Annotated in this window: 17 protein-coding genes; 2 read left to right on the forward strand and 15 right to left on the reverse strand. The window is 61.8% G+C overall.

The features are described from left to right. Positions 1 to 52 precede the first annotated feature (52 nt). Positions 53 to 1,159 (reverse strand): 3-isopropylmalate dehydrogenase, encoded by a 1,107-nt coding sequence (gene leuB / locus WDB88_RS13615; RefSeq protein ID WP_330646945.1) that lies wholly within the window; start codon positions 1,157 to 1,159, stop codon positions 53 to 55. A gap of 259 nt (positions 1,160 to 1,418) precedes the next feature. On the opposite strand from leuB, the gene WDB88_RS13620 reads away from it, so the two are divergent. Beyond that, positions 1,419 to 2,363 carry a hypothetical protein gene (locus WDB88_RS13620; RefSeq protein ID WP_330646944.1) on the forward strand — a complete coding sequence of 315 codons (945 nt, stop codon included), beginning with the start codon at positions 1,419 to 1,421 and terminating at the stop codon, positions 2,361 to 2,363. On the opposite strand, the gene WDB88_RS13625 is transcribed toward WDB88_RS13620, so the two are convergent. The 3 genes from WDB88_RS13625 to WDB88_RS13635 form a co-directional block, all read right to left on the reverse strand. Further along, positions 2,306 to 3,322 (reverse strand): endonuclease/exonuclease/phosphatase family protein, encoded by a 1,017-nt coding sequence (locus WDB88_RS13625; protein WP_339109709.1) that lies wholly within the window; start codon positions 3,320 to 3,322, stop codon positions 2,306 to 2,308. The genes WDB88_RS13620 and WDB88_RS13625 overlap by 58 nt on opposite strands. Before the next feature lie 5 nt (positions 3,323 to 3,327). Further along, on the reverse strand, positions 3,328 to 4,173 hold the full coding sequence (locus tag WDB88_RS13630) for a hypothetical protein (protein ID WP_330646941.1): 846 nt from the start codon (positions 4,171 to 4,173) through the stop codon (positions 3,328 to 3,330). 197 nt (positions 4,174 to 4,370) lie between these two features. Next, positions 4,371 to 4,682: a hypothetical protein gene (locus WDB88_RS13635; protein ID WP_330646939.1), complete on the reverse strand. Its 312-nt coding sequence runs from the start codon at positions 4,680 to 4,682 to the stop codon at positions 4,371 to 4,373. Positions 4,683 to 5,096: 414 nt separating this feature from the next. Here WDB88_RS13635 and WDB88_RS13640 point away from each other — a divergent pair, with 414 nt between their 5' ends. After that, positions 5,097 to 6,569: a sodium:alanine symporter family protein gene (locus tag WDB88_RS13640; protein WP_330646938.1), complete on the forward strand. Its 1,473-nt coding sequence runs from the start codon at positions 5,097 to 5,099 to the stop codon at positions 6,567 to 6,569. 27 nt (positions 6,570 to 6,596) lie between these two features. Here the strand turns inward: WDB88_RS13640 and WDB88_RS13645 are convergent, their stop codons facing one another. From WDB88_RS13645 to WDB88_RS13695, 11 genes are all read right to left on the reverse strand, one after another. Next, on the reverse strand, positions 6,597 to 7,949 hold the full coding sequence (locus tag WDB88_RS13645) for an FAD-binding oxidoreductase (protein WP_339109710.1): 1,353 nt from the start codon (positions 7,947 to 7,949) through the stop codon (positions 6,597 to 6,599). A gap of 36 nt (positions 7,950 to 7,985) precedes the next feature. Beyond that, complete coding sequence (locus WDB88_RS13650) at positions 7,986 to 9,299, reverse strand: FAD-binding oxidoreductase (protein ID WP_339109711.1); 1,314 nt, start codon at positions 9,297 to 9,299, stop codon at positions 7,986 to 7,988. A 7-nt stretch (positions 9,300 to 9,306) separates the two neighbouring features. After that, positions 9,307 to 10,185: an ABC transporter permease gene (locus WDB88_RS13655; RefSeq protein WP_339109712.1), complete on the reverse strand. Its 879-nt coding sequence runs from the start codon at positions 10,183 to 10,185 to the stop codon at positions 9,307 to 9,309. Positions 10,186 to 10,195: 10 nt separating this feature from the next. Beyond that, positions 10,196 to 11,146: an ABC transporter permease gene (locus WDB88_RS13660; RefSeq protein ID WP_330646935.1), complete on the reverse strand. Its 951-nt coding sequence runs from the start codon at positions 11,144 to 11,146 to the stop codon at positions 10,196 to 10,198. Positions 11,147 to 11,246: 100 nt separating this feature from the next. Beyond that, positions 11,247 to 12,905, reverse strand: coding sequence for a peptide ABC transporter substrate-binding protein (locus WDB88_RS13665; protein WP_339109713.1), 1,659 nt, complete (start codon positions 12,903 to 12,905; stop codon positions 11,247 to 11,249). 140 nt (positions 12,906 to 13,045) lie between these two features. Then, positions 13,046 to 14,377 carry an FAD-binding oxidoreductase gene (locus WDB88_RS13670; RefSeq protein WP_339109714.1) on the reverse strand — a complete coding sequence of 444 codons (1,332 nt, stop codon included), beginning with the start codon at positions 14,375 to 14,377 and terminating at the stop codon, positions 13,046 to 13,048. Continuing rightward, positions 14,377 to 15,075, reverse strand: a complete 699-nt coding sequence (locus tag WDB88_RS13675) for an SDR family NAD(P)-dependent oxidoreductase (protein WP_339109715.1) — start codon at positions 15,073 to 15,075, stop codon at positions 14,377 to 14,379. The genes WDB88_RS13670 and WDB88_RS13675 overlap by 1 nt, the downstream gene beginning before the upstream one ends. Continuing rightward, a complete protein-coding gene (locus WDB88_RS13680; RefSeq protein WP_330646931.1) occupies positions 15,068 to 15,574 on the reverse strand; it encodes a MarR family transcriptional regulator in 507 nt (168 codons plus the stop codon). The genes WDB88_RS13675 and WDB88_RS13680 overlap by 8 nt, the downstream gene beginning before the upstream one ends. Before the next feature lie 219 nt (positions 15,575 to 15,793). Beyond that, a complete protein-coding gene (locus tag WDB88_RS13685; RefSeq protein WP_339109716.1) occupies positions 15,794 to 17,416 on the reverse strand; it encodes an ABC transporter ATP-binding protein in 1,623 nt (540 codons plus the stop codon). Positions 17,417 to 17,629: 213 nt separating this feature from the next. Further along, positions 17,630 to 18,355 carry an SDR family oxidoreductase gene (locus WDB88_RS13690; RefSeq protein ID WP_339109717.1) on the reverse strand — a complete coding sequence of 242 codons (726 nt, stop codon included), beginning with the start codon at positions 18,353 to 18,355 and terminating at the stop codon, positions 17,630 to 17,632. Positions 18,356 to 18,461: 106 nt separating this feature from the next. After that, the gene (locus WDB88_RS13695) at positions 18,462 to 18,881 is read right to left on the reverse strand and encodes a heme-binding protein (protein WP_330646927.1); all 420 of its coding nucleotides are present in this window, start codon (positions 18,879 to 18,881) and stop codon (positions 18,462 to 18,464) included. Positions 18,882 to 18,912 lie beyond the last annotated feature (31 nt).

Below are 18,912 nucleotides of genomic sequence, written 5' to 3' on the forward strand. Positions count from 1 at the left end.
TGAAAACGCCGCGCCCTCTGTTCGGGGGCGCGGCGTGCAGGAACGAAAGGGATCAGAGCGAGGCGTCGAGCGCTTCGATGATCTTGTCGCCCATTTCCGAGGTCGAAACCGGCACACCGCCTTCGGGGCCCAGCAGGTCTGCGGTGCGCACGCCATCGGCAAGCACCTTTTCCACGGCCGCTTCCAGACGGTCGGCTTCCGCGCCCAGATCGAAGCTGTAGCGCAGCGCCATCGAGAACGACAGGATGCAGGCGATCGGGTTGGCCTTGCCCTGACCCGCGATATCGGGGGCCGAGCCGTGCACGGGCTCATACATCGCTTTCGGGCGACCATTGGCCATCGGCGCACCAAGGCTTGCCGAGGGCAGCATGCCAAGCGAGCCGGTCAGCATCGCCGCCGCATCCGACAGCAGATCGCCAAACAGGTTGTCGGTCACGATGACGTCGAACTGCTTGGGCGCGCGGCACAGCTGCATCGCGCCAGCATCGGCATACATATGCGACAGCTCGACTTCGGGATACTCTTCGTCATGCACGCGCTGCACGACTTCTCGCCACAGGATGCCCGACTCCATCACATTGGCCTTCTCCATCGAGCAGACCTTGTTGCCGCGACGCTTGGCCAGTTCGAAGGCCGAACGGGCAACGCGCTCGATTTCGCTCTCGGTATAGCGCTGGGTGTTGATGCCCACACGCTCGTTATTTTCAACGATGATGCCGCGCGGCTCGCCGAAATAGATGCCCGAGGTCAGCTCGCGCACGATCATGATATCCAGACCGGCGACCACATCTTTTTTCAGCGAGGAGAAATCGGCCAGCGCGTCAAAGCATTGTGCGGGGCGCAGGTTGGAATAAAGATCCATCTCCTTGCGCAGACGCAGCAAACCGCGCTCGGGCTTCACCGAGAAATCCAGAACGTCGTATTTCGGGCCGCCCACGGCGCCCAGAAGCACCGCATCGACCTCTTGCGCCTTGGCCATGGTTTCGTCCGACAGCGGCACGCCATGCACGTCATAGGCCGCGCCACCCACCAGATCTTCGGAGACATCAAAGGCCACATCGCGCTTTGCGCCGAACCAGTTGATGACCTTTTTGACTTCGGTCATGACCTCGGGGCCGATGCCGTCGCCCGCCAGAATGAGGATCGAAGGGTTTGCCATGAAATACCTCCCGCATGTTCAGGCCCAACTGGCCAATAAGACAAGGTTGGGCGAGGGCGTAGCCAATGCCCGCCTCGGGGTCAAGTTCCGAACGTGCACTTGGACGGCACCGGAGGACGGTGCGCGGGGAGAAAAAATCGGCAGCATTGAAGATGACGCAGCGTCATAGGCGAGGTTTCGCAGTCGTGAAAATCAGCCGCTCGCGCAGGGGCGTCCGATTTTGCATGATAGGACCATAAAGAGCAGAACGGAAAAACGCATGACTCGCAGACTCCTGATTCTCGGGATGGGGGGGCTTTTCGGAGCCGCCGCCGCCCGCGCCTTCCGTGCCGCAGGCTGGGATGTCGACCGCTACCATCGCGGCTCGGATGTCTCGATTGCGGCGCGCGGTGCCCGCTGGATCATCAACGCCACCAATCCCGCCAATACCGCAGAGCTGGAGCGCGACCTGCCGGACCTGACCAAGAAGGTGATTGCCGCAGCCCGCAACTCGGGGGCTTCGGTCATCGTCCCGGGGAATTTCCACATTTATGGCCGCAGCGGCACGGCGTGGGGCCCCGACTGCCCCCACGCGCCGGTCAGCCGCCGTGCCAAAGCCCGCAGCGAGGCCGAAAAGCGCTATCGCGAGGCCGCCGATGCCGATCATGCCATGCTGATGCTGCGGGCGGGCGATTTCGTCATGCCGGGCGCACAGGCCACCTTGATGAACAGCCTCGTCCTGCCCAAGCTTGCCAAACACGAGATCACGGCGCTGGGTCCGGCGGACAAGCTGCATATCCATGCCGATCTGGAAGATCTGACGCGGGTCGCCGTGGCCTTGGCCGAAACCGCAGACGAAGGCGGCGGCTTTCTGGACATTCCCTTCCCCGGCACGCGCTTTTCCGCCCGTCAGCTCGCCGAGAGCCTCTCCAGACAGATCGACAAGAAGATCCGCCTGAAATCCTATCCGTGGTGGCGGGCACAGTTCAGCGCAAGCGGGCGTCAGATGGCGGCCAACCGTGCGTTCTACCAAAATGACCACGTCATTGACGAAGGTCCGTTCCGCATGCTGTTCCCGACCTATGAGACCAAATCACTGGACCGGATCGCCTTCGAGCACCTTTATATGCGCGGCATGAAGGTCAAACCCGAGGGTCGCGCCGCCGATCAATCGCCCCGTGCGCAATCGCATGGCCAAGCGATGTCGACCCAGACCATCTTGTAACGCGGCGAGACATGGGCCGGAGCCTGCCACCGCGTTCCGGCCCCAGAGACCTGCAACCGCCGATCCGGCAGGATGTAATCCAGCCGCAGCAGCCTGCCCGACAGATCGCTCGTGGCAAAGGGGCTTCCCCGCTGCGCGGCATCCGTGGATGCGGGACGGGGATCTTGCAATCTTGGATGGGCAAGAAGCGCCTGCAAGGCATCCTTGCGTCCTTCGGACTGGTCGGGGTCCAGATTGGCGCGCCCCAGCATCACCACGGGCGGATCGTCGGGCAAGCCCGCAAGATAGGGCAACCAGAACGCCGTCTCGTCATGATTGCGCCGCCCGTTGCGATCTTCGGGCCCGTCGAAAATCGGGGGGGTGGCAGCCCAGACCAGAAGCCGCAATGCGTGACCGGCCTCGTGCACGCGCACATCCCAATGCACGGTGGAGGACAGGCGTTGCACCCGCTGCGCCGCCTCGGACAGGCCCGCGCCCGCGATCAGAGTGTCCGGCATGTCCCGCCAGAGCGTGCCACTCAGATCCTGCACCGGCCCGATCTCCAACCGTGAAAGCAACAGCACCCCGCCCTGCCCCGTAAACCGGCCATATCCCTGCGCATCCCTTGCCTCGCCCAGAACGCCGTTCCCATCCAGATCCGCCCCCGATGGCAGACCGCTATTGGGCTGGAGATGCAATGCATAGGGATAGTCCAGACCCTGCGCGGCAAGGCTCTTGCGAAAGGCCTCTGCCGCCAGCCCCTGCGCATCCCAATCGAAATCAAGAAGCAGCAGCACATCCGCAGACAAGCTGGCCATTTCCGCGACACTGGCCGCAACCTGCGGGTCCTTCCGCGCAAGAATATCGCGATACAGAAGCCCCGGCCCCTTCCGGCCAAGCTGCGGATCCCAAAGCGCAATCCGCAGCCCCGATGCCTCTTCAGCCACGGCCAGTGTCAGGCCCCATAGCCACAGGGCCACACAGATCAGGCCGCCTGATAGGTACCGTCGTCTCCGGCTTCGGCCTCGGCACGGGCGTGACGCCTGCGTTGCGCGATCATCGCCGCGATCCGGCCCATCGCCATGCCACGCATCACCAAAGCCGTAGGAAGGAATGCCCATAGGATCACCAGCCAGATCAAAGCATGCGGGCTGCGCGGCATCACCGAAACAAACACAATAGAGACCAGCTTCAGCAGCACCGGCAGCAGAAAGGGAAGAACCACACCGACACTCGCATTCACCCAAGAATCGCGGCGCAACCTGTCCACCACATCCCCGCCCATCGTCGGATCGAAGGTCGGCAGATTGACCCAGACATTGAACCGCTCCTGCCGGTTGGGCCATCCCAGCGCATGAATCGCCACAAGAAAAGCCCCGATGCCCGTCAGGCACACCATGCTTGCAAGCCCCGCAAGGCTTTGCAACACCCCCAAACGCGATTGCGCCGCAGCGGGCAGAACCTGCATCAGAAGCCGCAAGGGGCTATAGGGGAAATCCAGCAGACCGCCGAAAGCATGCCCGAGCGCCAGCAAAAGCCGGTTGAAGGTGCTGGGCACCGCAGGGGCGATACTGGCCAGAGACAACAGGATCACCAGCCCGAAAAACACCAGAAAACGGATGCGGTTATAGGGCGCGGCATCGCGGAATTCGACAAGGCAGGGATAGACGGAACTGTATTCGAACACGGTCAGCCCTGCGAGAAACAAGGCGACAAAGGCCACGACCTGCATCGTATCGGCCCCTGCTCCGGGCAGAAGAAGCGCCGGAACACAGATCACGAATGCCAGTAATAGCGCCCGAAGACTGGCGCCGAAGATACGTAAAACCACTGCCCTGCCCTCTGGTCCGGACAACCGCGATACACTGTCGGGGTTTTATACCGGATCTGGATACTGCCTTAATCTTGCCATGATTTTGCCCAACTTCGCCACGTTTGGCAATCCGGCCGTGAAAATGCAGCCTATTTTCACAAAGCATCGGCCTTCCTGCCACAGCGCACGCGCCTCAGGCCTTATCCGGTTTGACGTCATCTGCCGCATGGCAAAGAGGGCCTCTCTGCCTTGAGCGTCTTTTGCGGTGCCTTCCGGCACAGGATGTAAAGCGTTGTGCCCGACAGGATCAAAAGACCGCACAGCACCAGCAACGGCAGCCCCAGAAACAGGAAATCTTCCCGCGAGCCGACAAACAGGGACGCGACCCCGATATGCTGACAGTGCCCCGACACGCTGGCAAAGCCGCATGCCAAGCCAAGAACATAAACGCAGAAAATACAATCGGCCCCCGCCAATACGGCATTCAGGACCACCCAGATTTTCAACAGCCGGATTTGCAATTTCAATATACCTCCTCGATAGGCTCAGAAATGAGACGCATAAAATAATCGCCTGAGCCGTTTTGTAGAAATGGCGGATCGGGAACAGGGATTTTGTCGCGGCACGACATCCCGTCCACCGCCGCCATCCGAGAACAACCGGCCAGATCGGTCTAAATATTGAACATAAACGCATAATTGCGCGCCGGTTTACGAAAACCCTTGGCATATCAACGGCGGCCTCCGGCCAGCGAAACGCTCTATTTTACGCTTTTTTTCACATAGCCGACATGCACCTGATGCAAATATTTTCACCCACACTCTACATTTCAGGCATTTTTCTTAATCAATCGATCAAACATCCACCCCGCCTTCGGCTTGACAATCGGCTTCAGGCCCGACGTTTTGCTCGGGATGACTTATTGAATAAAGAGACAGTTGATGACGACGGACACTCTGGAATCCTTTCTGGGAACAGTCGGGGGCATCGTATGGGGCCCCTACCTTCTTATCCCTCTCCTTCTGGGAACGGGTATTTTTCTCACCTTCCGACTGGGCGCGTTGCAGTTTGTCCGTCTTGGCGCGGCGCTGCGCCTTGGTCTGTGGCGCCGTCACGATCATGGGGCCGAAGGGGATATCAGCCAGTTTCAGGCGCTGACCACCGCAATGGCGGCCACTGTCGGCACCGGTAACATCGTGGGGGTTGCCACCGCCATCAGCGTGGGCGGCCCGGGGGCGCTGTTCTGGATGTGGGTAACGGCCCTGCTGGGGATGGCCTCGAAATATTCCGAAGCCTTCTGCGGTGTGCGCTTCCGCGTCACCGATGCGGCGGGCGAGAAATCGGGTGGCCCGCAATATTACCTCGAACGCGGCATTCCGAACGGATTCGGGAAATTCCTCGCCATCGCATTCTCGATTTTCGCGGTCTGCGCCTGTTTCGGCATCGGCAATATGACGCAGGGCAATTCCATCGCCTCGAACCTCGACCAGAGCTTCCATATCCCGACATGGATCTCCGGCGCGGTGCTGGCGGTGATGACGCTGGTTGTTCTGGTGGGCGGGATCAAGTCCATCGGTCGGGTAACGGCGGGTCTGGTGCCTGCGATGATCGTCTTCTATGTGCTGGGCGCGCTGTATATTCTGATCGCCAATGCGGGCACCATTCCGGCGGCTTTGGCCGAGATCTTCTCGGACGCCTTTACCGGCTCGGCGGCCACCGGCGGGTTCCTGGGCTCGACCATCATGATCGCTGTGCAATTCGGTGTGGCACGCGGCATTTTCTCGAATGAATCCGGCATGGGCTCGGCGGCGATTGCCGCAGCTTCGGCCCAGACCAGCCACCCCGTCCGGCAAGGGCTTGTCTCGATGACACAGACCTTTATCGATACGATCATCGTGGTCAGCTGCACCGGTCTGGTGATTGTCACCACCGGCGTCTGGAACCAGCTCGACCCCGTGACCGGCGAGCAGATCTCGGCGGCCGTGATGACCGCCCGCGCCTTCTCCCACGGGCTGCCGGGAAGCTGGGGCGACTGGATCGTGACCTTGGGTCTTGTGCTTTTCGCCTATTCCACCATCCTCGGCTGGGCCTATTACGGCGAACGCAATATCGAGCGGCTCTTCGGTCGCCGCCTTGTCATGCCCTTCCGCGTGCTGTTCTCGGCCATCGTCTATATCGGCTGCACCATGCAACTGGGTGTGGTGTGGAACTTCTCGGATGTGATGAACGGGCTGATGGCCATCCCGAACCTGATCGGCCTCTTGATCCTGTCGGGGCTGATCGCCCGCGAAACGCGCCACTACCTGCGCCATGATCCCAAGCTGGAGGCCAACCAGCACGAGATTGAGGCCTTCATGCAGGGTCAGCCCGGCTGGGACGAGTGGAAAGCCTCAGATCATACCGTGCATCGCTAAGGAAAGGGGGCCGCTTGGCCCCCTTTTTCATCTGCGGGTGATGCCGCTCATCGGTGCGATTTTCGACCCGTCCGAGAAACGGTGCAGCCGGAAGGGCGAGGGGTCCACGATAGGCGGATGGCCGGTCATCAGATCGGCCACCAGCCGCCCCGCTCCCGGACCAAGCCCGAAGCCATGCCCCGAAAATCCGGTCGAGACAAACAGCCCCTTGACCCCGTTCTTCACCCCTTCGGTGCCGGAGATCACAGGGATCACATCGGGCAGCACGTCGATAATCCCCGCCCAGCGTTGTTCGATCTTCATGCCCTTCATCTTGGGCCAGCGCGACGAAACGCGTTCAAAGACCTTATCGATAAAGGCGGTCTCGGGCTGGGGGTCCATGATGCGGTTCTCCTCGAAGGGGGTCACATCATTGGCGCTCCATTTGCGCTTGGTCTTCAGCCCGTCCACAAAGGCCGAGCCAAAGCCGAAACGCAGCCCGCGCCATTCGTTCTTCAGCGCCGGAAGGAAGGCACCGAACAGGCGGAAGCTATCGGGGGTGATCTCGTAGCGGCTATTGGCGGAAGAGGCGATGGTATAGCCGCCGTCCATCCGGCGCCGCATGGCGAATTCGCGGAACTTGATCGTGCCTTCGGGTCCGCCCTCCATGGGGGAGGTCCGCAACACGGTGTTCTTGGTGCGCAGCTGCGGCAGGTAGATGCCCATATTGTCCAGCATCAACCGCGACCAGATGCCCCCCGCCAGCAGCACCTGCGAACAGGCGATCCGCCCGTATTCGGTGATCACACCCGTCACGCGGCCATCCTTGACATCAATCATCCGCACGGCCGTATTCTGATGCACGCTGCCACCACGGGCCTGCACGGCGCGGGCCACGGCAGGCGCGGCCTTTTGCGGCTCGGCGCGGCCATCCTTGGGGTTATGAAGCGCGCCCTTGATCGGCAGATCCATCCCCTCATATTCAGCCAGCGCCTCCTCACGGGTGATCATGCGCGCGGGGATCTGGTAGCTTTGCAGCAGATCAGCCCATTCCTTTTCTTCTTCCAGCACATCATCGCTGGCACAGGTATAGGTCACCCCCGACTGGCGATAGCCCGTCTCGGCCTCGACCCTCTCGTTGAGCCCCTCCCACATGCGCACGGCTTCCACCATCAGGGGCATCTCGCGCGGGTCACGATGGGTCAGCCGCACCCAGCCCCAGTTGCGGCTGGATTGTTCCGCCCCGATCTCGCCCTTCTCGCAGATCGCCACCTTCAGCCCGCGGTCCACCAGTTCAAGCGCGGCACAGGTGCCCGCAATTCCACCACCGATAATCACAACATCCACCGCCTTCGGCAGGACGGCATCGCTTTCGACCGGGTCAAGCTTCGGTCCTGGCATGGGTCTTCTCCTTAAATCAGACGGGAACACCCCGTCTTATGCATGGGGCGGCAGGGGCGCGCCCTGTCGCAAAGCCTTGAAATTATCGCGCAACCGATAGCCCAGAAGCGCCGCCTTGGGCGCCACGTCCATATAGCGCGGCTGAGCGCTGAGCGGTTCAAGCCGGAGGTCCAATTCGGCCTCCATCGCCCAATCCGCCAGAATACCGCCCAGCATCGACCCGGTCGGCACGCCCCGCCCCGACAGGCCAGTCATCGCCACCACGCCGGGGGCAAGCTGGTAGAGGCGGGGCACGGTCTGGCGCTGCATGTCCAGCTCGCCGGTCCAGAAGAAGTCCCAGCGGATGTCCTCGCGGATTTCGGGATGCAGCCACTTCAGACGGTCGGTCATGATCTTTGCGGTGAGCGCACGGTCATAGCCGCGCCGGACCATCGGAAACATAGAGGCCACAATGCGGTTTTGCGCGCTGTATTTATAGACATAGATATCGCCGCGCCCGTCCTGAATGGTGGTGCGCTTGGGCAGAAGATGGGCCTGCGTTTCGGGCGACAGAGGTTGGGTCGCCGCCACAAACACCCGCAGGATGCGGAAGGTCTGGTCGAGCTTCGGCCAACCCGCCACCGTATAGGCGCCCGTGGTATAGATCACCTTCTCGGCCAGCACCCTGCCCTGCGGCGTGGTGACCGCCCATTGGCCGCCCTCGCGCGAGGTGCCCGTCACATGGCTTTCGGTGAAGATCTGCCCGCCTTCGCGCATGACGGCCCGCGCCAGCCCCCGCGCATAGCCAAGCGCATTCAGCCCGCCCGCCTCTTCGTGATACCACCCGCCCATGAAGCGCGGCGATCCGGTGATGGCCGCAACCTCTGCGCGGTCGAGCATACGCGTGCGTGCGCCCACCGCGTTATATTCGATGGCGCGTTTCTCCATCACCTTGATATGGCTGGGGAATAAAGCGCCCTGCACATAGCCGTTCTGCTCCCATTCGCAGTCGATCCCATAGTCGCGGATCATCGCGCCCACGCGGTCATTGGCGCGGGTCTGGCGGTGGATCAGCCGCTCGGCCCAAGGCTCGCCCAACACGCGGCGCAGATCGGGCAGCGAATAATGGGTGAAGGTCGGCGTGCAATGGCCCGCGTTCCGCCCCGAGCCGCCAAACCCCACCTGAGCGCGCTCAAGCACCACCACGCTGACGCCCTGTTTGGCTAGCTCCAAAGCCGTGGTCAGGCCGGAATAGCCCGCGCCCACAATACAGACATCCGCCTGCACATCGCCCTGCAAGGGCCGAGTCTGCGGCGCGGGGGCGGCCGTTGCATACCAGAGCGTGTCCTCGAAGGGGGAAAACCGGCGCATCATGCCCTCACAGATCGGTGCGGCTGTCGAAGGCGTCGCGCAGACCGTCTCCGATAAAGTTGAACCCCGCCACGGCAATGGTGATCGCCACACCGGGCACAATGGCCAGCCAAGGCGCGCTATCGAGATATTGCTGCGCACCATTGAGCATATTGCCCCAAGATGGCAGCGGCGGCTGGATGCCATAGCCAAGGAAAGAGATATAGGCCTCAAGCAGGATCGCGCGGGCCACCGTCAGCGTGGCGGCCACGATGATCGGGCCGATGGCATTGGGCAGAAGCTCGCGGAACATGATCCAGCGCTCGGACAGGCCCAGCATCTGGGCGGCCTGCACGAAATCCTGACCCTTTAGCGCTTTGACCTCGGCCTCGACGATGCGGGCCACCTCCATCCAGCTGGTGGCGGCAATGATCAACGCGATCATAACCGGCCCGGGCTGGATAAAGGCCGCCAGCGCCAGCAGCAAAAACACCGACGGGAAGGACAGAAACGCATCGACGATCCGCATCAGCACCGCCGAGACCTTACCGCCGTAATAGCCCGACAGCACCCCGATGACCGACCCGATGGCGGTGGCAATCACCATCACCGCAAAGCCGATCGCCATGGACACCTGCCCCGCATGGAACAGCCGCGCGGCGATATCGCGGCCCAGAGGGTCGGTGCCGAAGATATGCGCGCCAGTGCCGGGAGGCGCAAAGCGCGCGCGCAGGTCGATATAGAGTTCGTCATAGGGCAGGAAATGCGGCCCCGCGAAACAGGCCACGGTCAGCGCCAGCACCATGATGAGCCCCAGAAGCGCCAGCTTATGCGAGGCAAAGCGGCGCAGCGCGCGGGACTGGAAGAGCTTGCGGCGCGGCGCGAGATCGGTTGTTGTGGTGGTCATCAAAGCCTCCTCAGTCCAGACGGATGCGCGGATCGATCAGCGCAACAATGAGATCGGCGGCCAGATTGCCCACCAGAACCAGAATGGCCGAGGCCATCAGCAGCCCCATCACCACCGGATAGTCGTTATAGCCAAGGCTATCGAGGAAGAGCCGCCCCATGCCGGGCCATGTGAAGACGGTCTCGGTCACCAGAGCGCCGCCCAGCACCATAGGCAGCTGCAAGCCCGCCAAGGTGATCATCGGCACCAGCGAATTGCCCACGATATGTTTGAAAAGCACACGGCGCGAAGTCAGCCCTTTGGCGCGGGCCGTGCGCACGAAATCCTGCTTGATGACATTGAGCGTGGAGGTGCGCATATAGCGCGACCAGATCGCCACATCGACCAGCGCCAGCACCATGGCGGGCAGGATCAGGTGGCGCAGGTAATCGAGCACCGACCCATCGCCCACGGTGTACATATTGCCCGCAGGCAGCCAGCCCAGATTGAGCGAGAAGACATAGATCGCGACAAGCCCGAACCAGAAGGTCGGGATCGACAGCGCGACCATGGCAAAGACCGTCATCGTATAGTCAAACGCGCCCCCACGTTTGAGCGCCGAGAAAATCCCGATGGCCGAGCCCAGCGTCACCGAAATCACCGTCGCCGTGCCCATCAGCAAAAGCGTGGCGAAAAGATGCCGCCCGATGACCGCCAGAACGGGCTGGCCGTCGCGGTAGCTTTGCCCCCAATCGCCCACGAACAGATGGCTGAGCCAGTCGATATATTGCACCGGAAGCGGGCGGTTCAGCCCCATCTGCTCGGCGATCTTGGCCAGCTGCTCCTGCGTCATGCCGGGGCTGAGAGCGAATTGCGACAGCGGCCCCCCGGGGGCCAGCGACAGCACGCAAAAGCCGATACAGGAGACGATGACAAGAAGGATCAGGCTTTGCCCGAGGCGGGACAGGATATAGCGCAGCATGTCGTGCCTTTCGGTTGGGGCTTCGGAAATAGGGGAAAAGGCCCCTCCGCGGATCGCGCGGAGGGACAGGGTCCGGAGGGATGCGCCCTCCGGCTGGGGGTCAGGTGCGCGACCAGTCGCGCACGTTCCATGTATCGATGCGGTTGTTCACATTGGGCGTGGGCCCTGCGACATCGTCCTTCCAGCCTTTGACAACGGCGTATTGGAACATCGGCAGGAAGGGCAGGTCATGACGCATGACGGCCTGCTGTTCCTGATAGATCTTCTTGCGGTCCTCTGGCACAAAGCTTTTCGCACCGGCCTTCAGCAGCTCGTCCACCTTCTCGCTTTGATAGGCGAAGGTGTTCTGCCCCGAACCACCCAAGGCAGGCGACATGGTGGACATGAAGTAATCCGACGTATCAGGGTCGGCGCCCGCCAGACAGTTCAGCCCCACAACCACCGTATCGAATTCCGAATTCATCCAGTAATCGCCCCACATCACGGCTGGCGGCAGGTTCTTGATCTGCATATCCACGCCGATTTCCTTGAAGGTCTGCTGGATGAACTGCTGCGCCTGTTCGCGCAGGTGGTTGCCGGCAGTGGTGGAATTGGTGAAGGACAGCGTCACGCCATCCTTGGCGCGGATGCCATCGGCGCCTTTCTCCCAGCCTGCATCATCCAGCAGCTTGTTGGCGGCCTCGATGGAAAACTCGTGCTTGGGCAGATCGGGGTTATAGTAGAAGCTCTGCTGCGGCATATAGGTCTCGGTGGGGGTCGGCACGCCGTAGTAAAGCGCATCGATGATCGAGCTTTTGTCGATGGCCGCATAAAGCGCCTGACGCACCGCCAGATCCTGAAACTGCGGGCGCTGCATGTTCAGACCGAAGCTCTCGAAAGTCGCGGTGCCTGCCACTTTGACCACTTTGCCCGGCAGTTTCTCGGCCTCGGCCAGATGGTCGGGCGAGATATATTGCAGCCCCACCACATCAATGTCGCCCGATTTGAACTGGGTGTACATCACGTTGAGATCAGGCACATATTTGATGATCAGCGATTTCAGATGCGGCCCGTCCATATGGTAATCGGCATTGGCTTCCAGCTCGATATGGTCGCCCGCCATACGGGTCTTCCACTTATAGGGGCCGGTGCCGATGGGGCTGTTCATGAAGGGCGTATTGTTCAGATCGGCCTGACCGTCAAAGGCGGCTTTCGGGATCATATAGGTCGAGGCCAGAACGCCTGCGAGCGGCGCAAAGGGTTCGGACATGGTCCAGCTGATCTCGGTGGGCGAGACAACGGTAATGTCGCGCATGAACTTATAGCCCGTGGAGCGGAAGGACCGGAAATCGGGGTTCACGGTCAGCTCGAGGCTGAATTTCACGTCCTCGGCGGTGAAGGGCGTGCCGTCGTGCCAAGTGACGCCGTCCTTCAATTTGACCTTCCAGCTCAGCCCGTCTTCCGAGATCCCGCCATTGGCAACGGTGGGCACTTCAGCGGCAAGGATCGGGAACAGCTGACCCTCGGGGTCGAAATCGAACAGCGTATCGAAAATGGCGTAATAAATGCCCTCATCCACCTCGATATGCGGCATCAAAGGGTTGAAAACGGTGGGCTCTTGCGAAAAGGCCAGCACCAGCTGCCCCTCGGGCGAGGCATTGGCCGCCAGCGCCGCATCCTTGCGCAGAAGGCTTGGCCCCATCAGGCCCAGCGAACCGGCCGCCCCCATCATCATCAGGCTCTGGCGGCGGGTGAATGTGGTCTTGTGATCTTGCGTCATCGTGCATTCCCTGTTGTTGGTTGCAGGCAAATCTATCCCGGTCCGCAAAGCGGGTGGCTTGCGGGGATAGGTCTGTCTGTCGAGAGTGCGGGTTGGCCCCGCTTAGGGTGTCACAGGGCGATGGGCCGCCCCCTGACGGGTTAGAAACCGCTGATAATCTCTATCTTTGTGCCATCACTGAAGCGGTTGAAACGGAAAGGCTTTGTATCGACCACGGGCGTGCGGCCAGTGACCAGATCGGCCATCAGACGGCCCGCGCCAGGCCCGATGCCGAAACCGTGGCCGGAAAAGCCGGTCGCGATATGGAAACCGGGGATCTGGTCGACGGGCGAGATTACCGGAATGGCGTCGGGCGTCACATCAATGGCCCCTGCCCAACGTTGCGCGATCTGGGCGTCATTGAAGACAGGGAATGCCTCGCGCAAATTGGCCAGCGCCTTGTCTTGCAGATTGAACGCAGGCTTAGGGTCAAGCACGCGGTTATATTCGAAAGGGCTTGCCTCATCCAGCCGCCAGCGGTTGGGGATGCGGGCCTCGTCATAGAAACGCCCGCCAAAGCGCAACATCAGCGCCTTCCATTCGGCACCAAGCGCGGGCAGGAAGTCCTTCATATAGCGGAAGCTATCGGGCACGATATCCACGATATTGCGGAAGCCGTCGGCAATCGTATAGCCGCCATCCTGCCGCCTGCGGATCGAGAAACCTTCGGACCAGATCGCCATTTCCGGCCCGCCTTCCAGCGGCTTGGTGCGGATGACCGAGTTTTTCACCTTCAGCTGCGGCAGGCGCAGCCCGTTGTTGCGGGCGAAGAGGCTCGACCAAGCGCCACCGGCCAGCACCACCTGTTCACAGGCGATCGGACCGCGCTCGGTCACCACCCCCGAGACATAACCGCCCGAGGTCTCGATGCCGCGCACGGCGCATTCGGTCAGGATATAGGCGCCCTTGTCGCGGGCGGCCTCGGCAATGGCGGGGGCGGCCTTTTGCGGCTCGGCGCGGGCGTCGGCGGCGGTAAAAAGCGCGCCCTTCACCTTCATCTTGCAGCCCGGATTGAGCTGGGCGAATTCATCGGCCGAGATCATCCGGCTATCGATCTGGTAATCGCGCAGGTTCTCAAGCCACTTCTCATGCTCGGCATAGGCTTTGTCATCGGCGCAGGCAAAGGCGATCCCCGAGCGTTTGAAGCCCAGATCGCGACCCGTGCGCTCGGCCATCCCGTCCCAGATGCGCAGCGCTTCGGCCATCAGCGGCACCTCGCGCGGGTCGCGGCGCGTGATCCGCACCCAGCCCCAGTTGCGGCTGGATTGTTCGTGCCCGATGCCGCCCTTCTCGCAAAGCGCAACCTTCAGGCCACGCTCGACCAGTTCCAGCGCGGTCGAGGTGCCGATGATGCCGCCCCCGATCACCACCACATCCACCTTTTCGGGCAGATCCACATCCCCATGAACAGGAACAACAAAAGGACCGGGCATCAGAAGCTCTCCTCGAGCTGGCAATTCACATGAAATTCGGCGACGCTCGCCGTGTTGGGCAGGTTGATCATCATCTCGATGACCTGCGCAAGGTCTTCGGGTTGGGTCATCGCGGCTGTGTCCCGGTCGGTCAGGCTTTGCGCCATATCGGTGGCCACAAAACCGGGGCAAATGGCGGTGGCGCGGATCCCGTCATCGAATCCTGCGTGCCGAAGCGCATGCGCCAGCCCCACCACCGCGAATTTCGACACCGAATAGGGGCCGGAGCGCGCCGATTTCACCCTTTTGCCGGAAAGCGAGCCCAAAAGGATCACCCGCCCCTGCCCCGAGACCTTCAGCCCCTCCCAAGCGGCTTTGGCCAGACGCTGCGGGCCCATCACATTCACCTGCAACAGGGCGTTCATCTCACCATCGGAAATGCTTACCACATCCTGCGGATTGGCGATGCCCGCATTGGCCACCAGCGCATCAATCCGCCCAAAGCGTGCCAAAGCCGCCTCGGCCCAAGCGTTGGCAGAGGCGGGATCGGTGGCATCATAGGCGCAGACCTGCACGCGCGCAGCATCGGCCCAAGCGGGCAAAGCGGGGCGACGCATGCCAAGGCTCAGGGCCCAGCCCGCCTCATGAAGACGCTTGGCCACCGCCGCCCCGATGCCGCGATTGGCCCCTGAAATCATCACACAACGCGGCTCAGTCATGCCAGCTCTTCCTCATATTGATATAGGCGCTTTTCAGCATCCGTTTGAACGCCTGACGCTCGGGTGCGGGAATCATATGGAAAAACTCGGCCTCCTGCGTGCGGATGATCTCGCGGACTTCTAACGACAGCGCATGGCCCTTTTCAGTGATAAACAGCGACTGGGCGCGCTGGTCATCGGGCGAAGGCTCGCGCCGGATCAGCCCCTGCTCCACCATGCGGTCAAGAATGCGACCCGTGGCCGGACGGTCGCGCATCAACACCTCGGCAATCTCGGACGGGCGGATCGCGGGGTAGTCGTCAACCAGCAAAAGCGCGGTGATCTTGCCTTTGCCCTTGGCGATCTCCAGATGCGCCATCCGCTTGTCGAGATCGCGCGAGACGATGGAATCGAGCGAACGGATATACCAGCTGAGCGCCCCTTCCAGAATGTCGATCCGGTGCCCGCCGATGATCATGGGCGGGTCGTCATTCTCGGGGGGAAGGTCAAAATCCGCCATGTCGCTCCTTTCCGGTTCCTGCCCTCAGGGTTCCGCCATTTGCGGCCTCGGGCAAGAGGAAAGTTGTGAAACACAACGATATTGGTTGCGCTTCACAACTACTGCACGGAATTGATGCGTTTGCACCGGTTCCCACAGAGAAAGATGCGCGTCACGGATGCATTTTGTGAAACAGGCCGGATCGGGCGACGGCAGGCGCCGCCCGTAAGACGCCGACCCTCAGGCCGCCATTCCCGGAATCGCAGAGACCAGATTGCGGGTATAGTCATGGCTCGGGTTGCGGAAGATCTGCGAGGGCGGGCCGTATTCCACCATCTTCCCGCGGTGCATCACCAGAATATCGTCGCAGATCTGGCTGGCCACGCGCAGGTCATGGGTGATGAAGACCATCGCCAGCTTGCTCTCCTGTTGCAGCCGGTTCAACAGGTCCAGCACCTGCGCCTGAATAGACACATCCAGCGCCGAGACCGCCTCATCCGCCACAATCACGTCGGGGTCGAACATCAGCGCGCGCGCAATCCCCACCCGTTGGCGCTGACCGCCCGAGAATTCATGCGGGTAGCGGTCAAAGGCCTGCGCCTCCAGCCCGACGGTCTGCAAGAGACGCTCGGCCTTCTTGCGCGCATCCGCATGGGTCAGCAACCGGTGCGCCACCGGCCCCACACACATCGCCTGCCCCACGGTGAAGCGCGGATTGAGCGAGGCATAGGGGTCCTGGAAAATCATCTGGATGCGGGCGCGTAGCGGGCGGAATTCGGCCTCGCTCAGCGCAAGCGTGTCCTCGCCACGGAAGTTGATCTGCCCGCCATCGACCCCGATCAGCTTCATCAGCACCTTGCCCATCGAGGATTTCCCCGAGCCGCTTTCGCCCACAATCCCCAGCGTCTCGCCCTTGCGCAGGGTGAAGCTGATGTCATTCACGGCATGGACCTCGCGCATCTTGCCCAGAAACCCCGAGCGCGTGCGATAGGTCTTTTGCAGGTTCTTCACCTCCATCACCACAGGCGGCGCCTTATCGCGCAGGCGGTCTTCTTCGCGTAGCGTCGGCACAGCGGCGATCAGCTTTTTGGTATAGGGGTGGGTCGGGCGTTCCAGCACCGATGCCGCATCGCCCTGCTCGACCAGATGGCCCTTTTCCATCACGATCACACGGTCGGCAATATCGGCCACCACACCGAAATCATGGGTGATAAACATCACCGACATATTCTTGCGCCGCTGCACCTTGCGGATCAGATCAAGGATCTGCGCCTGCGTGGTCACATCCAGCGCGGTCGTCGGCTCGTCCGCGATCAGGATATCGGGGTCCAGCGCCAAAGCCATCGCGATCATCACCCGCTGACGCTGCCCGCCCGACAGGCGGAACGGGTATTGATGCTGGATCAGCGCAGGGTCGGGCAGGCCCACCTCGGTCAGCATCTCGACCACCTTTTGGGCGCGGCTGGCCTTATCGCCCATCTGATGGGTGTCCAGCACCTCGCGGATCTGGTCGCCGATGGTCATCAATGGGTTCAGCGCCGAGAGCGGGTCCTGAAAGATCATCGACACCGCCCGCCCGCGCATCTTGCGAAACTCGGATTCGGGCTGTTTCAGCAGGTCCTTGCCGCGAAAGGTAATCTCGCCCGCGCTGACCGTCATCACATCGGGCAAAAGCCCCATCACCGTGCTGGCGGTCACCGATTTCCCCGAGCCGGATTCCCCGATGATGCACAGGATCTCGCCCTGCATGAGGTCAAAGCTGATATTTTCCACCGCAAAGCGCCGGTCCAGCGCCTTGGGCAAAGCCACCGAGAGGCCGCGCACCGAAAGCACAGCACCCGTGGGCGTTGTTTGAGCCGTCATAGTTTGTCCAGTCGTTTGTCATTATTATAGAGGCCCAGCTTCGGGCCGGAACGACCGGAGCGGCAAGCCCTATACGGGATCTGCGCCAGAACCGGACCGGAAACGCTAATAATGAAGGCAGATCACAAGGCTCGCGCCCAAAAAACGACCGCCCCAACCGGATCACATCAGGTCGCCGTCGGGCCGGACCAGCGGCCCGACGGCAGGGAGAGTTTAGCCGACCAGATCGACCCCGCCATCGACCGCAAGGGTCTGACCGGTAATGAAACCATTCTGCATCAGGAACAGATAGGCCGAGGACACCTCTGCGATCTCGGCAGTGCGCCCCAACGGGATGAGATCCGAGAAATGTTGCTTGGTCTGCGCCACCTCCGCCTCTGACATACCACGCCACAGCGGCGTGACGGTCCATGTCGGCGACACCGCATTGACACGGGCCTTCGGAGCCAGTTCCACGGCCAGACCACGCACCATCGTCGAAATCGATTCATTGCCGACAATCGCGCCCGACGCCCCTTGCGGACGTCCGCCGGACCCCGCCGTGAACGTCATGCTGCCACCTTGCGCGATTTTTGGGGCTGCCGCACGGGCAATGCGCAGATTGGCAAAGAGCTTCTCTTCAACCGCGCGATGGATCGTTTCATAATCGGCAGAGAGGAACCCGCCGCCCATAAAGCCGCCCGCCATCGAAACCAGATGGTCGAACTGCGCGATCTGGTCAAAGAAGCTGCTGATCGAGGCCGGATCGGCGGCATCCAGCACCGCCCCCGATACCGTATGCCCCGCCGCGCCCATCTCTGCGATGACCGCATCAAGCTTGGCACGATCCCGTCCGGTGATCGTCACCTTTGCCCCAAGCTCTGCCGCCGAAAGGGCGGTGGCTTTCCCAAATCCCGACGTACCGCCGATCACAACGACGGTTTTTTGCGCTAAAGTCACTGGATATTCCTTTTTTCAATGCCTCGTGCAGGTCGCCGTTGCGACCCGGACAAAGGCTGGACACGCCCCGCACGGGCCACTGTGTCCGTGCGGTAAAGAGGCCGGATTACGGCTGGAAGCTTCCGGCAAGGGCGGCAGCCGTGGCCTGATCATCGTCACCGGACGAGCCGCTCACACCAATCGCACCGACAATCTGCCCGTTATAAAGGATGGGCATCCCCCCTTGCAGCGGGAGAACATTCGGCACGGTGGCCATCGACGGGCTGCCGGAATTGATCATATCCTCGAAGCCTTTCGACGGCCCCTTGAGAAACGCCGCCGCATGGGCCTTGCCGATTGCGACATCGACGGTCACCAGCGCCGCCCCATCCATACGTGCGAACGCCACCAGATATCCGGCACGATCGACCACCGCAAAGCTGAGGTTCTTCTGTGCCTTGAGTGCCTGATCCACGCCTTTCTGGACCAGTGCCTGTGCGGCGGATACCGAGATATCCGCGCTTGTTACGATTTGGGTTTGCGTCATGTGGTCACCATTCTGAACAGTCTGGCCTTGC

The sequence above is a fragment of the Thioclava sp. GXIMD4216 genome, assembly GCF_037949285.1.
In the GTDB taxonomy this organism is placed as follows: domain Bacteria; phylum Pseudomonadota; class Alphaproteobacteria; order Rhodobacterales; family Rhodobacteraceae; genus Thioclava; species Thioclava litoralis.